Source organism: Pseudomonas sp. LBUM1661, assembly GCF_059695925.1.
The window spans coordinates 3,532,075-3,549,224 of record NZ_CP166794.1; the positions used below are offsets into that span (position 1 = coordinate 3,532,075).

The following is a 17,150-nucleotide window of genomic DNA, read 5'->3' on the forward strand; positions in this document are numbered from 1 at the left end:
GCCTGATCTCGCGAGCGACGTGCCAGTAGTGGGCACCTACGCGTATCAGCTAAAACCAGCCACGAACCGCCCTCGCAGGTAGTCGACAAAAACGCTGACGGCTCTCGGCACATGGGTGGAATAAGGACGCACCAGGTAAATGTGCTCAGGGAAGGCGCCGACCAATCTCCACGTCGGCAACACCGGCACCAGGCTTCCGTTCTTCAGTCCGGCTTGGGCGCTGAAATCGGGCAAGAGCGCGATGCCCAAATCAGTCAGCGCCGCGTCACGCAACGCCTCGCTATTGTTGGTGGCGAAGGTGCCTTTGATCGGAACCGTCAGCCGTTTCCCCGTCACTTCGCAGCTGTCGGGGGCTTCGAAAGCCCAGGCCGGCATGTCGTTGCCTCGCGGGTAATAGAGACAGTTGTGTTCCGCGAGATCCTCTGGACGTTTGGGTTCACCGAACTTGTCCAGGTAGCTGCGAGTCGCAACCAGCACGGAATGCGTCGCGCATAATTTCCAGGCGACATGGGTGTCCGGGATCTGATTGCTGTGCCGAACCGCCAGGTCAAAACCCTCCGATGCGATGGCGGAAATCTGATCGGAAACGTCTAGCTGCACCCGGACTTCGGGATAGTCGTTGAAGAAACCGGCCAGCACCGGAACCAGTTGCTGACGGGCAAATGCGACCGGCGCCGTCAGCCGTAGCAGGCCCCGAGCGACGCCTGCAGAGTCTCGAACATCGGAAAAACTCCGGGAGATTTGCTCATAGGCACTGCGCACGTCACGCACCAGAGCGTTGCCCGCATCGGTCAGTCGCACGCTACGAGTCGTGCGCTGCACCAGGCTCAGGCCCGTGGCCTTTTCCAGTTCGACAATGCGCTGGCTCACCGCTGACTTGCTCACCCCGAGCCTGATCGCTGCCGCGGTATACGTGCCCTGCTCTGCAAGGATCGCCAGCCAGTGCACATGGGTCCAGAGTCTTTCGATTTCTACTTTAGGCATGATCTGATTGTTCTTGTATGGAAACAATGAATTCGATTTTTGCACCTCGTCATGAACAAAGCAAAGGCTTAGTGTGGGCCTCAGGACCTGCGATGCAGGCAACCTATCCACTGGAGATTACCCACATGCCTCTGATGAAATTCGATGTCGTAGAAGGTCGTGACGACACGCAGCTCAAAGCCCTACTGGATGCGGCGCATCGTGCGATGGTCGTTGCGTTTGAAGTGCCCGAACGTGATCGCTATCAGATCGTCAACGAACACCGTCCCAGCCGCATGATCGTCGAAGATACCGGTCTGGATATTCCAAGAACCAAAGACGTGATCATCATCAGCGTCACCAGCAGACCGCGCAGTGAAGCCTCGAAGATCAAATTCTACGAGCTGCTCACTCAAGAGCTACAGGCCCATTGCAACATCCAGCCCAGCGATGTGATGGTTTCCATTGTGATCAATGACGATGCCGACTGGAGCTTCGGCAACGGACGCGCGCAGTTCCTGACGGGCGAACTGTAAGGTTCACCCGCCACGGTCTCCTCTCGGTGTAGCGGGCTTTGCAGCCCGCTCTCCTCCTGCGCAAAACCCTCTTCCCACCCCTTCAACGATGCCGAAAAACCGGAGCCCGCTTGGCGAGAAACGCCTGCATGCCTTCCTTTTGTCCATCCGTTGCAAATGCCGCCTGGAACAATCTGCGCTCATGCAGCATGCCTTCGGCCAGGCTCAGTTCCTGGGCGCGATTGACTGCTTCTTTGGCCATTCGCACGGCCGGGGCGTTGTAGCCGGCGATGGTGTGTGCAGCCTCGAGTGCGGTTTGCAGCAGGTCAGCTGAAGGCACGACTCGGGCAACCAGCCCAGTCGCCGACGGCTTTCGCCGGGCGACCACGCTTGCGAGGGATAGCAGTCATGTTCGTCATGCGCCGATTAATAGACTGATCGTCTTTTATAAATCAACTGATTTCCCACGCTCGCCTCCCTCTTATTGAGACAGTGGTTTTAATTCGCGGTCGGCATCGCAAACTCGGCGCCTTTGCCGATGCTTTCCGGCCAGCGCTGCATGATCGATTTTTGCTTGGTGTAGAACCGCACGCCTTCTTCTCCGTAAGCATGCATGTCACCAAACAGACTTTTTTTCCAGCCGCCAAAGCCCTGCCAGGCCATAGGCACCGGAATCGGTACGTTGATGCCGACCATGCCGACCTGGATGCGACGGCTGAATTCGCGTGCGACGTTGCCATCGCGGGTGAAGCAGGCCACGCCGTTGCCAAATTCGTGGTCGTTGACCAATTGCACCGCGGTGGCGAAATCAGGCACGCGTACGCAGGCCAGCACCGGGCCGAAGATTTCTTCTTTATAGATGCGCATGTCCGGGGTGACGTGGTCGAACAGCGTGCCGCCCATCCAGAAACCTTCCTCGCAACCTTCGCCAGCGTCCGCGGCATTGAAGTGACGGCCATCCACCAGCAATTGCGCGCCTTCCTTGATGCCTTGTTCGATGTAGCCCGTGATGCGGGCATGAGCGGCCGGGGTGACGATCGGGCCCATTTCAGCCGCCAGGTTGGTGCCGTTGAGCACCTTCAAGGTCTTGGTGCGTTCCAGCAGTTTGGGTATGACTTTGTCTGCCACGTCGCCAACCAACACCGCGACCGAGATCGCCATGCAGCGTTCGCCTGCCGAGCCATAGCCAGCGCCGATCAGTGCGTCGACCACCTGATCGATGTCCGCGTCAGGCATGACCACCATGTGGTTTTTCGCGCCGCCCAGGGCCTGCACGCGTTTGCCGTGGTGGGCACCGGTCTCGTAGATGTAGTTGGCGATTGGCGTGGAGCCGACGAAGGACACCGCTTTCACATCCGGGTGAACCAGCAGCGCATCAACTGCTTCTTTGTCGCCTTGCACCACGTTGAACACACCGTCCGGCAGACCGGCCTGCTTCAGCAGATCAGCCATGAACAAGCTGGCGCTAGGATCGGTTGGGCTTGGCTTGAGAATGAAGGTGTTGCCCGCCGCGATGGCCACCGGAAACATCCACATTGGTACCATCACCGGGAAGTTGAACGGCGTGATGCCGGCGACGACACCCAAGGGTTGACGCAGTGTCCAGTTGTCCATGTTGGTGGACACCTGATCGGAGAAGTCGCCCTTGAGCAACTGCGGAATGCCACAAGAGAACTCAACGATGTCGATCCCTCGGGCCACTTCGCCCTGGGCATCGGTGAAGACCTTGCCATGCTCGGCAGTGATCAGGTGCGCCAGTTCGTCTTTGTGCTGGTTCAACAGCTCCAAGAATTTGAACAATACCCGGGCGCGGCGAATCGGCGGCGTGTTCGACCAAGCGGGAAAGGCAGCCTCGGCGGACGCCACTGCGGCGTCTACGTCCTGCGAGTTACCCAGGCGCACATAGCGAGTGACAGCGCCGGTGGCCGGATTGTAAATCGGTTGGGTGCGCACACCACTGCCGGCGACGTGGACGCCGTGGATGTACTGGGCAATTTCTTGGTTGTCGCTGGCAATGGTCATGACAGGTCTCGCTGCGGTGAAGGAAGGTAAATTTCACCCCCAGAGTAGGCAGCGGTCATCGCCCTGACTACGGCAAAAACCTGAATTGATTGTTCGCTATAGCGAACAATCAGGAGTTCCGGACACTAGCAGGACTGACACACCGCATTGCCTGATTTCACGACTGCTTCGCAGCCGAACGCAGGCTTCGCCAGCCGCTACAAAGAGTGTGTCGCTGCTACTGATCCCGCCACGGATTCGCTACTATGTTTGACCGTTACCCTTACCGTCAGCTTTCCTTGATTTGGAGCCCGAATGCCTAGTCCCAAGGACATCGCCGCCGACAGCGGCGCACCGATGATTCCTGAGCAGCGCCGTGAATTGATGCTGCGACAATTGCGCAAGCATCAGGTGCTGAGCGTTCATCAATTGATGGAAATGTTCGACTGTTCGCACATGACCATCCGCCGCGACATTGCGTTGCTGGAGCAGGAAGGTCGTGCTTATTCGGTAACGGGTGGGGTGCGGATCGCCAGCCAGCTGCACAGTGAGCCGAGTCATCAGCTCAAGGCGGTGGTCGAGTTGCCGCAGAAGCAGGCCATGGCCAAGCTTGCCGCAAAGCTTTTGCATGCCGACATGACGGTTTACCTGGACGCAGGAACCAGCACACTGGAAATCGTCCCCTATATCAAGGCGCTGTCCGGCATGACCGTGGTGACAAACGACTTCGGTATTGTCCAGGCACTGATCGACGCGCCCCATGTCACGGTGATTCATACCGGCGGGCAGCTGGATCATTCCAACCAATCGTGCGTGGGCGGCCTGGCGGTGGCCACCTTGCGTCAGGTCGTCACCGATATCGCGTTCATATCGACCAGTTCCTGGGATTTGCGTCGCGGTCTCACCACGCCTTCGGCGCTGAAGGTGGAAGTCAAACAAGCGGCGATGGAATCGGCTTCGCAAGTGGTGCTGGTGGCAAGCAGTTCGAAGTACGGCACCTTCAGCATGTACAGGATCGCCGGGCTGGAGCAGTTCGACATCATCCTCAGCGACGACGCGCTGACCCCTGCCGCGGCCGATGGCATTCGCAAGCAGGGTGTCGAATTGATGCTGCCGTCTGACACTGCTTCGGCCTGAAACGACGGCTACTGGCCTGATCTGTAGGAGCAAGCTCGCTCCTACAGGTTTCCTAGCGTGCTTTCCAGTCGCGCAACCACTGCAAGCCCGCCGACGTGTTGCCGCGCGGCCGATACTCGCACCCTACCCAGCCGTCGTACCCCAACTGGTCGATCAGCTCGAACAGATAGGGATAGTTCACTTCGCCCAAATCCGGCTCATGCCGATCCGGTACGCCCGCGATCTGGATATGGCCGATGCCGTCGAAGTCCCGACGCAGTTTGGTGGCCAGGTCGCCCTCGACGATTTGGCAGTGGTAGCAGTCGAACTGCACCTTCAGGTTGCTGGCGCCGACTTCTTTGCAGATGGCCTGGGCCTGATCCTGACGGTTGAGGAAAAAGCCCGGCATGTCCCGCGTATTGATCGGTTCGAGCAATACCGTGATGCCGACCTTGGCCGCCTGCGCGGTGGCGTAGGCGAGGTTTTCCAGGTAGATGCCGTGGTGCCGCGCCCGATCGTTTTCGGAGGGCAACAGGCCGGCCATGACATGGAGGCGTGTGTTGCCCAACACGCCGGCGTATTCCAGGGCGCGATCAAAACCACTGCGAAATTCAGCCTCCCGACCCGGCAACGATACGGTGCCCCGCTCGCCCGCCGCCCAATCTCCGGGCGGCGCGTTAAACAGGGCCTGCACCAGGCCGTTGTCGTTCAAGCGTTGCTTGAGTGCTTCAGCGCTGTAGTCGTAGGGGAACAGAAATTCCACCGCTTCGAACCCATCGGCCGCCGCGGCGGCGAAACGGTCCAGAAACTCATGTTCCGGGTAAAGCATGCTGAGGTTGGCAGCAAAACGAGGCATGGTAGCTCCTATAGATGGCTTTTTTGTTTGTAGGAGCAGAGCTTGCTCGCGAAGGCGATCTCAAATACGCCATCGCCAGCAAGCCATGCGCCTACAGTTCGTTAGACAAAGGGCCAGATCAGCAGGGTAATACAGAAACCCAACGTACCGAGCAACGTGGTCAATACCGTCCAGGTCCGCAAGCCGTCGGCCACGTTCAGGCCGGCCAGCTTGGTGAAAATCCAGTAGCCGGCGTCGTTGATATGCGACATGGCCAACCCGCCACCGCCCATGGCCAGACACAACAAGGCCATATGGTTCGGGGTGAGATTGAGGGTCACGATCAGCGGGCTGATGATGCCGGCCGTGGTCACCAACGCCACCGTGGTCGAACCCTGCACCGCGCGCAACAGCATGGTCAACAGAAAGCCCAGCGCCAGCACCGGCAGACCGGTGGTGCGCAGCAAATCGGACACCACGGCACCGATTCCGGTGTCTACCAGCACCTTACCGAATACTCCGCCGGCACCGGCAATCAGGATCACCATGGCCACACCAGGCAACGCTGAACCGATCACATCAGACACCTGAGTGCGGCTCCAGCCCCGACGCGAACCCAGCAACCAGGCACACAGCAAGGTGTCGATCAGCAACGCCACCAACGGCGCACCGAGCACGGTCATGATGCCGCGCAGGACCGATTCGGCAGGCAGCAACGAGGTCGACAGCGTGCCGAGCAGAATCAGAATGATCGGCAGCAGGATCAGGCTGACAATCAGGCCAAAACCCGGAGCGGGTGCCGGCGGCAGCTTGGAAACGATGCTGCTGGTGGATTCTTCCAGGCCCATGTGCGAGACGGCCACGGCCGCTTGCGCGGTGTTCGTGTCGTTGCCATTGGCCCAGGCGGCCAGATCTTCATTGGTGACATGCGGGCCATAAACCTCGGCACGAATATCGTCGGTCATCGGGTACACCCGACGAGTCATGCGCCCCGCCACGCGGTAGCCGACATAGCAAAGGAACGCGGTGATCGGCAGACCGAACATCAACACGCGACCCAGGTCCGCGCCCAACTGACTGGCCGCGGCAACGGCGCCGGGGTGCGGCGGCAGAAAGGCGTGAACGGTCAGCAAGGCCGCACACATTGGCAGTGCGAATACCAGCAGCGGCTTGCGCGCACTGCGAGCGACGCTGTAAGCCAGTGGCATCAGGATGATCACACCGACCTCGAAGAACACCGGCACCCCGACCATGAAACCGGCAATCGTCAACGCCAGGGGCGTACGCCGATTACCAAAGCGGCTGATCAGTGTCTTCGCCAGCGCCTCGGCGCCGCCGGAGAGCTCGATGATCCGCCCGATCATCGCGCCCAAGGCAATGATGATCGCGATATGGCCCAAGGTCTTGCCCATGCCGCCTTCGATGGTGGCGACCAGATCGGCCGGTTTCACGCCGGCGACCAGCGCCACCAGAATGCTCACCAGCATCAAGGCGACGAAGGGTTGGAATTTGTACTTGAGCACCAGGAACAACAACAGCGCGATGCCCACCCCGGCGGTAATCATCAGGATGAACGGGCTCATTTCAGCTGCCCTCCACGCCGGGTAAACGAAGGGGTTGTGCCACTGGATCTGAAAATGCCGCCGTGGAGGTAAAAAATCATGCTGGGAGGTCCTGTTGTTATTGTTTTTTCAGGCAAGCCGGGGCCGTCGAGAGTCGTTGCGCGTCTCCCGGGTAATGCCTGAGTGATCGATGTATCGTGTGACGCCTGCGCGTTACCAGTGCGCGCCGAAGGTCTCTCGCAACTCGTCCAGCGCCGCCTGATCGAGCGGTTCGGGCTTGGGGTTGCTCATCAGCCAGAGCCGCGCGGTTTCCTCGAGTTCTTCCAGGGCGTAGCTGGCCCGGGACACCGAACTTTCCCAGACCACCGGGCCCAGCCGCTCAAGCATCACGCCGCGCACGCTGTTGGCCAGTTGGGCGACCTGTTCAGCCACCTTCGGCGAACCGGGTCGCTGGTAGGTGATCAACGGGATATGCCCGACTTTCATGACCTGATACGGCGTCAGCGGCGGCAAAATGTCGTCCGGCCGCCAGACACCGGCCAGCGTCAACGCCACCAGGTGGGTGGAATGGGTATGCACCACGCCGCCGACACTCGGGTTGCGGTCGTAGACCTGGCGATGCAGCGCAAGAGTCTTCGAAGGCTTGTCACCAGAGACCCATTCGCCGGCCAGATTGACCTTGGCGATGGTCGCCGGATCGAGTCGCCCCAGGCAGACGTCAGTCGGCGTAATCAACCAACCGTCGTCCAGGCGCGCACTGATATTGCCGGCGCTGCCGACGGTGTAGCCGCGCTGATAAAGGCTGCGGCCAGCCTCACAGATTTCTTCGCGCAGGGCGTTTTCGTTACTCATTGCACACCTCCGGCGAGTTGATTCAGGGCCTTGCTGAAGAAATCCCGACCACCGAAATTGCCCGATTTGAGTGCCAGCGCCAAAGGCTCGTCAGTGCTGCTGACGGTCGCGGGCACACCCGGATCGATCTGCGCGCCGATCTGCAGCAGGTGCACGCCGAGCGCCTTGACCACCGCGCCCGAGGTTTCGCCGCCGGCAATGACGAAGCGGCGCACGCCGCTGTCGCGCAGACCTTGGGCAATTTCGCCAAAGGCGTTTTCCACCAGACTGCCGGCCTGCTCGACACCCAGTTGCTGTTGCACCGACTTGACCTCATCCGGTGAACTGGTGGCGTAGATCAATACGGTGTGTGGGTTATCACGGGCGAAGGTCAAGGCTTGCGCCACCACCGGTTCACCTGCCGCCAAGGCCAACGGATCAATGCGCAACGCCGGGCGACCGGCTTCGAGCCAGGCGGCCACTTGCCCATTGGTGGCGATCGAAGCACTGCCCGCCAATACCACTTCCCCACCGGACACTGTCGGAAGTTTCGAAGCATCGAGGTTGCGCAGCTTGCCGGCGCGACGGAAGTTTTCCGGCAGGCCCAAAGCCAGACCCGAACCACCGGTCAACAGCGGCAAATCGGCACAAGCGGTGCCGAGGGTGTACAGATCGCTGTCCGACAAGGCATCCGCGATGGCCATGCCGACACCTTGCGATTTCAACTCGGCGATTCGCGCACGTACCTGCTCGGTACCGAGGGCAATGGTGTCGTAGCGCAACAGGCCGACATTCAATTGAGTCTGCGATTGCAGCACGCGCACCAGATTGGCATCGGTCATCGGCGTCAGCGGGTGATGTTGCATGCCCGATTCGCTGAGCAGTTGATCCTGCACAAACAGGTGACCGCGGAAAATCGTCCGGCCGTTCTCCGGGAATGCCGGACACGCGAGCGTGAATTCACTGTCCAAGGCCTTCAGTAGCGCTTCGCTGACCTGGCCGATGTTGCCGGCCGCGGTGGAGTCGAACGTCGAGCAATATTTGAAAAAAATCTGCTCACAGCCTTGTTCGCGCAACCAGGCCAGCGCGGCGAGGGACTCTTCGACCGCTTCGGCGACCGGCGTAGTACGCGACTTCAGGGCAACGACGATGGCATCGGCATCAAGCCCAGCGGCCACTTCGGCGCTCGGGATGCCGATACTTTGCACGGTGCGCATACCGCCGCGCACCAGCATGTTGGCCAGGTCCGTGGCACCGGTGAAATCGTCGGCGATGCAGCCCAGCAACGGGCGTGCGGTGGAGATAGTCATGAGAGGTATTCCTTAAACGGATTCAGGCTTGGCCGTCGGCAATTCGATGCCCGGGAAAATCTTGATCACCGCCGAGTCGTCCTCACGACCGAAGCCGGCGCTCGACGCCTGCATGAACATCTGGTGCGCGGTGGCGGACAGCGGCAGCGGGAATTTGCTGGCCCGGGCGGTATCCAGCACCAGGCCCAGGTCCTTGACGAAAATATCCACGGCGGACAACGGCGTGTAGTCAGCCTTGAGAATGTGCGGCACGCGGTTTTCGAACATCCAGGAATTGCCGGCGCTGTGGGTGATCACCTCATACAGCGCATCGGCATCGACCCCTTCACGCAGGCCCAGCGCCATGGCTTCGGCGGACGCGGCAATGTGAACCCCGGCCAACAACTGGTTGATGATTTTGACCTTCGAACCGAGGCCATGCACATCACCCAGGCGATACACCTTGCCGGCCATGCCCGCGAGGATCGACTCAGCCTTGGCATAAGCGTCGGCCGGGCCCGAGGTCATCATGGTCATCTCGCCAGCGGCAGCCTTGGCGGCGCCACCGGAAATCGGTGCATCGAGGTACAGCAGGCCCAGCGCGGCCAGACGCTGGCCCAAATCCACGGCGTAGGTCGGGGCCACGGTGGCACAGCCAATCACCAGGCTACCCGGCCGCAGTGCAGCCACGGCACCGCCCTCACCAAACAAGACGGTCTCGGTCTGCTCGGCATTGACCACCACGGTGATGATCACTTCACACTCAGCGGCCATGTGCGACGGCGAAGGACACGCCACGCCGCCCTCCCCGGCGAACTGTTCGGTGACGGCAGCACGCACATCACAGGCATGCACGTTAAAACCGCTGCGCAACAACGAGCGGGCAATGCCCAGGCCCATCGCGCCCAGACCGACAACACCGACATTCTTGTTATTCATGGGGTACTCCAGAGGGAAGCAGCGACTAGACGGTGGTCGCGTTGTAAATAGAGGGGCGGTCAGCAGGATCGGCACCGAGCGGAATAATCCGCTGAGGGGCGCTGTGGTTCAGCACATGAGTGGGGATCTCATCGAACATCAAGGCAATCCTGTTTTTGACGTGTTTTCAGGTTGTCATACCGGCCGAGGAAGATCATCTACCAATGATCGGATTATGTGAAGTATTTTTTCGACTTAACATTTATTAACACGACCTGCATGCTGCTACAGAACCGGACGCCAGCCGCTACCAGGCAGGCGTTTCTGCGCCCGACGGTGTGGCAAGTTTTGAGCACTGACTTACACTGCGATACACCCCATGCGGAAGCCGACATGAAATCGGTCACGACCCGTTACGCCTGTCTGCTCGCTGCCAGCGTGTGCGTGGCGATGAGCCCGTGTGCCCATGCGGCGAAGCCTGCCCCCCTCTTCAAGACCAGCTTCGACTGCGCCACTGCCAGTGCTGCCGTCGAAAAGCTGATCTGTCGCGACGCGCAACTGGCGCAGATGGACCTCGAACTGACGCGTCTTTATCTCCTCGCGCTCACGGATGAACGTTCAGTTCCCAGTCCAGACAAAGTCATGATCGACCAGCAGTTCTGGATCGCGGCCCGCAATCAATGCGCCTCCGAGCGCGAACCGAAAGCGTGCACGATCCGCAGTTATGCCGAGCGCGCGCACCAGCTGCGCCAAGGCTCGGCCATTGTGCGAACCAAGGACCCAGACCGACTCACCGAAGGCCCTTTGGCCTTTCGGTGCACCGGGTTTAACGCGCTGGTTGCCGCGACCTTCTTTACCACGCAGCCGGGCGTCGTGTACCTGAAGTGGGCGAACACCTCGGTCACCCTGACCCAGGTGCCGAGTGATGCGGGAACCCGATACGCTGGCAAGGACAACCAGGGCACCTACAGCTTCTGGCAAGACGGCAACGTGGTCCTTTTTCAGAAACCCGGCTCAGCGCAAATGAGTTGTACCGCCGAGCCGGTCAGCTGATTGTTCAACTGTCACAGATGGTCCGCATCAATCACCGCTTTGGCGAAAGCCTGCGGGTCTTCCTGCGGCAGGTTGTGGCCGATGCCGCCGCTGATCAGTCGGAATTCATATTTGCCGGTGAAGCGCTTGGCATAGTCTTCGGGAGCCGGGTGCGGTGCGCCGTTGGCGTCGCCTTCAAGGGTGATGGTCGGCACGCTGATGGACGGCGCTTTGGCCAACCGCTGCTCTAGCGCTTCGTATTGGGGTTCGCCCGGAATCAGCGCCAACCGCCAGCGGTAGTTGAAGACGGTGATGGCGACGTGGTCGGGGTTGTCCAGCGCGGCGGCACTGCGGTCGAAGGTGGCGTCGTCCAACGCCCATTTCGGCGACGCCGTTTGCCAAATCAATTTGGCGAAGTCATGCCGGTATTTTTCGTAGCCGGCACGACCGCGTTCGGTGGCGAAATAATACTGATACCACCACTGCAATTCGGCCTTGGGCGGCAACGGATTCTTGCCCGCTTCCTGGTTGCTGATCAAGTATCCGCTGACGGAGACCAGCGCCTTCACCCTCTCCGGCCAGAGCGCCGCGACGATGCCCGCCGAGCGCGCGCCCCAATCGTAACCGCCGAGAACTGCCTGCTTGATCTTGAGTGCGTCCATGAAAGCGACGACATCGCTGGCCAGCGCGGAAGGTTGGCCGTTGCGCAGCGTCTTGGCGGAGAGGAAATGCGTGTCGCCGTAGCCCCGCGCATAGGGGATCAGCACTCGATAACCCTTCGCCGCCAGCAAGGGCGCCACATCGATGTAGCTGTGAATATCGTAGGGCCAACCGTGCAGAAGAATGACCACAGGCCCATCGGCAGGACCAACCTCGGCGTAAGACACATTGAGTAAACCGGCGTCGACATGCTTCAGCGGGCCGAACGAGGCCTGTGTCGCCGCTGCTGGGGTCGCCGCCGTGGCGTTGCCGGTTTGCACCTCGGCAGCACCGAGGACGCCGAACGGCATCAGTGCGAGCGCAAGCACGGACGAGCCGACTAAGCGGCGTTGGGTGGAGGTCTTAGCGTTCAACAGCGGCATCGTCATCGTCCGGTCTCCCTCGTTGGTGTGATCAATGAGGTTAGTCCGGCATTCACGGATTGTTGGCAAAACCGTTCAAGTCAGGCTGTTGCCCGACATCAAGCCCTCGGTGAGCAATGACACCAAGGGCTGGACCAGGTGCTGAGTGCGAGCTTCGTCGCCAATCACGGCCACTTCGGTGGACGGTAAGGTCGGCAATTTTTCCGACGGTTCGACAATACGCATACCTTCCTGCAGGAACGATGCGCCCAGGGCGGTAATCCCCAACCCTGCGGCGACTGCCGCCTGCACGCCCATCAAGTTGCTGGCCAGGCACGCGCACATCCACTCGCGCCGAACCGACGCCATGGCTTCGATCATGATTGCCCGGTACGCGCAGGGGGGGCGCATCATCACCAGGCGGACGGGCCTCGCCGTGTCGATTTCATAGTCCTTCGCGGCGATCCACACCAGAGGCTCGCGCCAGATGATTCGCCCCCGTTGCGCGTTAGGACTGATCTTGCGCTTGGCAATGACCACGTCCAGTAGCCCGGCTTCGTGGTCGTCCAGCAGATCGTTGCTCAAGCCTGTAGTGAGTTCCAGCTGGATGTCAGGGTACAGCTTGCTAAAGCGCGACAACAGCTTGGGCAACTGAGTCGGCACCAGGTTTTCCGAAACCCCCAAGCGCAAAAGACTGAGGGTGGCCGGTTGCTTGATCTCGCGGATGAAGGTGTCGAAATGCACCATCAACTTGCGTGCGCCCACCAGCAGCCGCTCGCCGTCGGCGGTCAGCGTCAGGGCCCGGCTGGTGCGCTCGAAAACCCGTAAACCGAGAATGTCTTCCAGGCGAATGATTTTCTGGCTCACCGCCGATTGCGAGCGCGCAATCACCTCGGCCGCCGCGGTGAAACTGCCGGTTTCCGCGACCGCGATAAACGCCCGCAGCAGGTCGATTTCCAGGTCAGTGGCTTGCATGATGAATTCGCCTTTCTACTGGATGCCATTAAATTTATGCGTTTGAGCTCTGGATCGCAAACTCCGATGATCAAGCCATCACTACGAGGATTTCCACATGACAGGCAATAAAGCGGTAGAAATAGTTGAAAGCTTTTGGCGTGAGGTTTGGCAGGCAAAAGACCCGCAAGCCGCCGCGCGCTTCGTCGCCGAAGACTTCGTTATTACGTCGGGTGGCGTTGAGATTGTCGGCCGGGAGGCCTTCATTGAATGGATAGGCGTGTTCCTGTCGAAAATCGACGACTTCGAATTCGGCAGTATCGAGACGTTCCAGAATGCCGAAGGCACTCGCGTCGCCTCGCGCTGGAAACTGGCCGGAAAAAACAACGGGTTTATCGGCGGACGCTCGTGCAACAGTCCATTTGAAATGCTCGGTACGGCGGTTTGGGAAGTGCGTCCGGACGGTCGACTGGCGCACAACTGGGTGGAGCGTAATTCCCTGGAAGTCCACCGGGACATGATCGGTCTTTGATCGTCGGCCCCAGGCGTTCCAACGCACCATGAATCCGACGGTTTTTTTCATCCTCCTCCTGCACCTGATAACCCCACCTCACAGTGCGCGACCACCTGAAATCGTGATGGATAGCCGATATCGATTGCAGGAGTCCGCACTGAGTTTTAATCCAACCTGAGCGATCAGGCGGCTGTCTCTTTCAAGTCCTTGCGGTCTTTCACCACGGCGGGTTCAGTCGGGCGGAACACCAGCCCCGAGGCGAACACCACGCCAAGAATCACGCCCGCCGCGCCAAGCAATTGCCAGATATTGGGCACCACGCCCAGTATCGAGGACACCAGCATGGTGAACACGGGGGCCAGGTTGAAGAAGATCGAGGTCCGCGCAGCGCCAATGGCATGGATGCCCTTGAACCACAGCAAGTACGCGATCAACGAACCTAACACGGCCAGGTAGATGACGGCGCCATGAACGGACAGTGAGGCGCTATGGATATTGGCGATCGGGTCTTCAAAGATGAAGCCCAGCACGATCAGGCCAATCACCCCGAACAACATCGAGAAGCTGGTGGTTTCCAGCGGTGTGACGTCTTTGACGAAACGCCGGGTGCCGACCATGTTCGCCGCCCAGGCCATGCTGCCGGCGAGAATCATCGCGTCGCCGGTGGCCACTTTCAGCCCGAGCAACACGTGGATATCGCCACGGGTAATCACCAGGCCAACGCCCAACAAACCGAGGATCAGACCGATGGCTCGGCCGCGATCAATCCGTTCGCCTTCCAGCAGCACTGCAAAGATCATCGTCCACAGCGGCGTGGTTGCCAGGATCAATGCGCCGTTGATGGGCGTAGTGGTTTGCAGACCGAAGAAGGTCGCGAGGTTGAAGGCGGTAAAACCCAGCAGGCCCAGGCCGATAAACGCCGGCAGATTGTTCTTCAGCGTGGCAAGGCGCAACTTGCCGGCCAGGCCGAAAACCAACAGCAGCAATAGGGTAGACATTGAAAAGCGCTCAATGGACGCGCTGATCGGTGCCATGCTCTTGATGATGTAGGCACCGGCGTTGAAGTTGGTGCCCCAGAAAAACGTGGCACCGACAATCCCGGCATAGGCGAGAGGCGTTGATTTTGACATGGCTGTTTCCTCGTCAAGTCGTGCGATGAACACTCGGCAAACCGCTGAATGCTTGAAACCTGCTTGTCAGGTTTTGCAGGATTCTTGCAGGCTTGCCGTTGGGGCAAAATTCCCCATTTATTCACCCTTCATGTGAGAAAACGCCCATGTTCGATTGGGAGGATCTGCGCTACTTCATCGTCTTCGCCCACGAACAGTCGTTATCGGCGGCGGCACGCAAACTCAAGGTCGACCATGCCACCGTGGCGCGACGCATCAGCGCGCTGGAGAGCTCGCTGAACCTCAAGTTGGTGGACCGGCGCCCTCGCGCCTACCTCCTCACCGAGGACGGAGAACGCATTGCGCAGTTGGGCCGACGCATGGAAAGCGAGTCCTTCGCCGTGCAACGCACCGCGCTCGCCGGGCAGGACAGCTACGCCGGCGACGTCACCGTCAGCGCCCCGCCAGCGCTGGCCTGCGCGTTGATCGCGCCGCGGATCAATGAATTGCGCGCGCACTATCCGCAGTTGTCCTTGCACCTGATCGGCAGCCTGGGCAGTGCCTCGTTGTCGCGACGGGAAGCCGACATTGCCGTGCGCCTCAGTCGCCCCAAGGAACCGGATCTGGTGACACGCAAGGTCGCCACTGTGCCGTTCCACCTGTACGGCTCGGCGGACTATCTGGCCAACACCGCGCCGGAAGATCGGGTGTTCATCGCCTACGACGAAACCATGGAGCAATCCCCGCAACAGGCGTGGCTGAAGAAACAAGCGGGTGATCGACCGATCCTGCTGCGCAGCAATGATCTGAATATCCAGGCCACCGTCGCGCAGGCAGGCGCCGGTGTCGCCGCCCTGCCCTATTTTCTGGGTGACCGTTACGGCCTGCAAACGATGCCGTCGGTTGGCGCAGACCTGGCGCGGGACGTGTGGCTGGTGGTCCACAGCGACATCCGCCATACCCCGGCCGTGCAGGCGGTGATGAGTTTCCTGGTGTCCTGCTTCGAAACCTGAATCGACCGTGGATTACCTCACGGTGTGATCGAGCCTGAACTCGAACCGCACGGCCTGGACGATCCCGCTGATCACATCATTCACCAGCAATTTCCCCTTCTCGGCGCTGGAGCCACGTGCAGAGGACAGCACGCCACTCTCCGGCACCCATTCGGTCCGGGTCGGATACATATCGTAGACCGGAAACTCAGCGGGCCCGTGATCCGGAATCTGCTCCAGAGCAACCATCTGCGGGTGATAGTGCAGCATCATCGACGTTTCGATGACCGCAGCGTGTTCCAGTGCAATCCCCGGAAAACCGTCCGGAAAGATCTTGTCGAGCGTCGCTGATTGAACGAACTCCCAGTGCTCCAGACGCATGACCTCCAAACCGGCCTGCGCGCCAATATCACGCATCGCCAACTCGATGCCTTCGGTGACGAACCACTGATTTTCGTAGTGACCGATCACCAGCACCAGGCGCTTCACGCCATGGCGATGAAACTCGCGGACGGCGTCCCGGACCATCGCGATCAGGGTCGCCCCATCCACACTGGTTGTGCCGCAAAAGTGCTGCCCTCCTCCACACTTCGGCTGGGATTTGTACCCATAGGACAGCGCTGGCGCGACGATCCCGTCGATTTCCCTGGCCACGTCTTCACTGATTGCACTGGCCAGCAAGGCGTCGGTTCCCAGGGGCAAGTGCGGGCCGTGTTGCTCAGTCGCGCCAATCGGCAGAAAAACCACCGCGCCCGACTTCACGCGGCGCTCGTAGTCGACCCAACTGATGTTATCCATGCGAACGGTGTTCATGATGCCGTACTCCAGGCGTCGTTCTGTGTATTGAAAGCCTCAGCGCCGGGCTTGCCCAAACGCTGAGGTATTGCCGCCGTTGCGTTATGCCCGTGGCGGATACCACTGCTCCGGTTCCGGGTAATCCCAATCCGCGGGGAATGCATAGGTTTCAAACACGGTGGTGGTATCCGCCTCGGTGCCGAAGAAGGCGAAATGATTCACGCCCATCCAGGAACCCGACTGCACGCACTTGAAGCCCCGACGTTCCAGCTCGGTGATGCGCTCTTCGAACGGGATGTTGTTGCAGTCATAAGCGACGTGCTGGATGCCTTCGCCATGCGCGTCGAGGAAGTCCGCGAAAATCGTCGGTCCGGAGACCGGTTCCATCAACTCCCAGACCATGTTTCCCGACTGGGCGAAGCAGACTTTCAGGACAAACTCGGCGGGCTCGCCACGATAGGTCTGGTTTAGGGTGTTTTCCGGGCTGAAGGTGTAGACGCGCCAAGGACCGATACCCAGCTTCAGCAAGCCATCCATGGTCCGCTGGTGATCCCGCGTCACGATCGCAATCTCGACGACGTTACCCAGAAACGCATCGACTTCAGCGCCAGCATTCAACGCGGTCAGAACATTGAGTTGTTCAAGATGAGACATTTACACTTA

Annotated in this window: 18 protein-coding genes; 5 read left to right on the forward strand and 13 right to left on the reverse strand. The window is 60.1% G+C overall.

Going from position 1 to position 17,150, the window contains the following annotated elements:
* Positions 1-45: 45 nt before the first annotated feature.
* A complete protein-coding gene (locus ACA057_RS16120) occupies positions 46-984 on the reverse strand; it encodes a LysR family transcriptional regulator (protein ID WP_497340323.1) in 939 nt (312 codons plus the stop codon).
* Between the two features lie 125 nt (positions 985-1,109).
* Between ACA057_RS16120 and ACA057_RS16125 the strand changes: the two genes are divergently transcribed.
* Positions 1,110-1,499 carry a tautomerase family protein gene (locus ACA057_RS16125; RefSeq protein ID WP_497340325.1) on the forward strand — a complete coding sequence of 130 codons (390 nt, stop codon included), beginning with the start codon at positions 1,110-1,112 and terminating at the stop codon, positions 1,497-1,499.
* Positions 1,500-1,581: 82 nt separating this feature from the next.
* Here the strand turns inward: ACA057_RS16125 and ACA057_RS16130 are convergent, their stop codons facing one another.
* Entirely contained in the window at positions 1,582-1,866 is a 285-nt protein-coding gene (locus ACA057_RS16130) for an enoyl-CoA hydratase-related protein (RefSeq protein WP_497340327.1), read from the reverse strand.
* 110 nt (positions 1,867-1,976) lie between these two features.
* Positions 1,977-3,500, reverse strand: a complete 1,524-nt coding sequence (locus ACA057_RS16135; protein WP_497340329.1) for a CoA-acylating methylmalonate-semialdehyde dehydrogenase — start codon at positions 3,498-3,500, stop codon at positions 1,977-1,979.
* Positions 3,501-3,794: 294 nt separating this feature from the next.
* Here ACA057_RS16135 and ACA057_RS16140 point away from each other — a divergent pair, with 294 nt between their 5' ends.
* Entirely contained in the window at positions 3,795-4,616 is an 822-nt protein-coding gene (locus tag ACA057_RS16140) for a DeoR/GlpR family DNA-binding transcription regulator (protein ID WP_497340331.1), read from the forward strand.
* Between the two features lie 52 nt (positions 4,617-4,668).
* Here the strand turns inward: ACA057_RS16140 and otnI are convergent, their stop codons facing one another.
* The 5 genes from otnI to ltnD all read right to left on the reverse strand — a co-directional run bounded on the left by otnI (position 4,669) and on the right by ltnD (position 10,051).
* A complete protein-coding gene (otnI, locus tag ACA057_RS16145; RefSeq protein WP_497340333.1) occupies positions 4,669-5,451 on the reverse strand; it encodes a 2-oxo-tetronate isomerase in 783 nt (260 codons plus the stop codon).
* A gap of 101 nt (positions 5,452-5,552) precedes the next feature.
* On the reverse strand, positions 5,553-7,013 hold the full coding sequence (locus ACA057_RS16150; protein WP_497340335.1) for a GntT/GntP/DsdX family permease: 1,461 nt from the start codon (positions 7,011-7,013) through the stop codon (positions 5,553-5,555).
* Positions 7,014-7,205: 192 nt separating this feature from the next.
* Positions 7,206-7,844 carry a 3-oxo-tetronate 4-phosphate decarboxylase gene (gene otnC / locus ACA057_RS16155; RefSeq protein WP_497340337.1) on the reverse strand — a complete coding sequence of 213 codons (639 nt, stop codon included), beginning with the start codon at positions 7,842-7,844 and terminating at the stop codon, positions 7,206-7,208.
* Positions 7,841-9,133, reverse strand: a complete 1,293-nt coding sequence (gene otnK, locus ACA057_RS16160) for a 3-oxo-tetronate kinase (protein ID WP_497340339.1) — start codon at positions 9,131-9,133, stop codon at positions 7,841-7,843. Before otnK ends, otnC begins: the two co-directional genes overlap by 4 nt.
* Positions 9,134-9,145: 12 nt before the next feature.
* Entirely contained in the window at positions 9,146-10,051 is a 906-nt protein-coding gene (gene ltnD / locus ACA057_RS16165; RefSeq protein ID WP_401352840.1) for an L-threonate dehydrogenase, read from the reverse strand.
* Between the two features lie 372 nt (positions 10,052-10,423).
* Here ltnD and ACA057_RS16170 point away from each other — a divergent pair, with 372 nt between their 5' ends.
* Positions 10,424-11,083 carry an MliC family protein gene (locus ACA057_RS16170; RefSeq protein WP_497340341.1) on the forward strand — a complete coding sequence of 220 codons (660 nt, stop codon included), beginning with the start codon at positions 10,424-10,426 and terminating at the stop codon, positions 11,081-11,083.
* Positions 11,084-11,094: 11 nt separating this feature from the next.
* On the opposite strand, the gene ACA057_RS16175 is transcribed toward ACA057_RS16170, so the two are convergent.
* Together ACA057_RS16175 and ACA057_RS16180 are read right to left on the reverse strand one after the other, a co-directional pair.
* The gene (locus tag ACA057_RS16175) at positions 11,095-12,150 is read right to left on the reverse strand and encodes an alpha/beta fold hydrolase (protein WP_497340343.1); all 1,056 of its coding nucleotides are present in this window, start codon (positions 12,148-12,150) and stop codon (positions 11,095-11,097) included.
* Between the two features lie 69 nt (positions 12,151-12,219).
* A complete protein-coding gene (locus ACA057_RS16180) occupies positions 12,220-13,098 on the reverse strand; it encodes a LysR substrate-binding domain-containing protein (RefSeq protein ID WP_497340345.1) in 879 nt (292 codons plus the stop codon).
* Between the two features lie 97 nt (positions 13,099-13,195).
* On the opposite strand from ACA057_RS16180, the gene ACA057_RS16185 reads away from it, so the two are divergent.
* Positions 13,196-13,609 carry an ester cyclase gene (locus ACA057_RS16185; protein ID WP_497340347.1) on the forward strand — a complete coding sequence of 138 codons (414 nt, stop codon included), beginning with the start codon at positions 13,196-13,198 and terminating at the stop codon, positions 13,607-13,609.
* Between the two features lie 164 nt (positions 13,610-13,773).
* Here the strand turns inward: ACA057_RS16185 and ACA057_RS16190 are convergent, their stop codons facing one another.
* The gene (locus ACA057_RS16190) at positions 13,774-14,721 is read right to left on the reverse strand and encodes a DMT family transporter (RefSeq protein ID WP_497340349.1); all 948 of its coding nucleotides are present in this window, start codon (positions 14,719-14,721) and stop codon (positions 13,774-13,776) included.
* A gap of 146 nt (positions 14,722-14,867) precedes the next feature.
* Between ACA057_RS16190 and ACA057_RS16195 the strand changes: the two genes are divergently transcribed.
* The gene (locus ACA057_RS16195) at positions 14,868-15,713 is read left to right on the forward strand and encodes a LysR family transcriptional regulator (protein WP_497340351.1); all 846 of its coding nucleotides are present in this window, start codon (positions 14,868-14,870) and stop codon (positions 15,711-15,713) included.
* 12 nt (positions 15,714-15,725) lie between these two features.
* Here the strand turns inward: ACA057_RS16195 and ACA057_RS16200 are convergent, their stop codons facing one another.
* Entirely contained in the window at positions 15,726-16,505 is a 780-nt protein-coding gene (locus ACA057_RS16200) for a creatininase (protein ID WP_497340353.1), read from the reverse strand.
* Positions 16,506-16,589: 84 nt separating this feature from the next.
* The gene (locus ACA057_RS16205; protein ID WP_497340355.1) at positions 16,590-17,141 is read right to left on the reverse strand and encodes a VOC family protein; all 552 of its coding nucleotides are present in this window, start codon (positions 17,139-17,141) and stop codon (positions 16,590-16,592) included.
* Between the last annotated feature and the right edge of the window lie 9 nt (positions 17,142-17,150).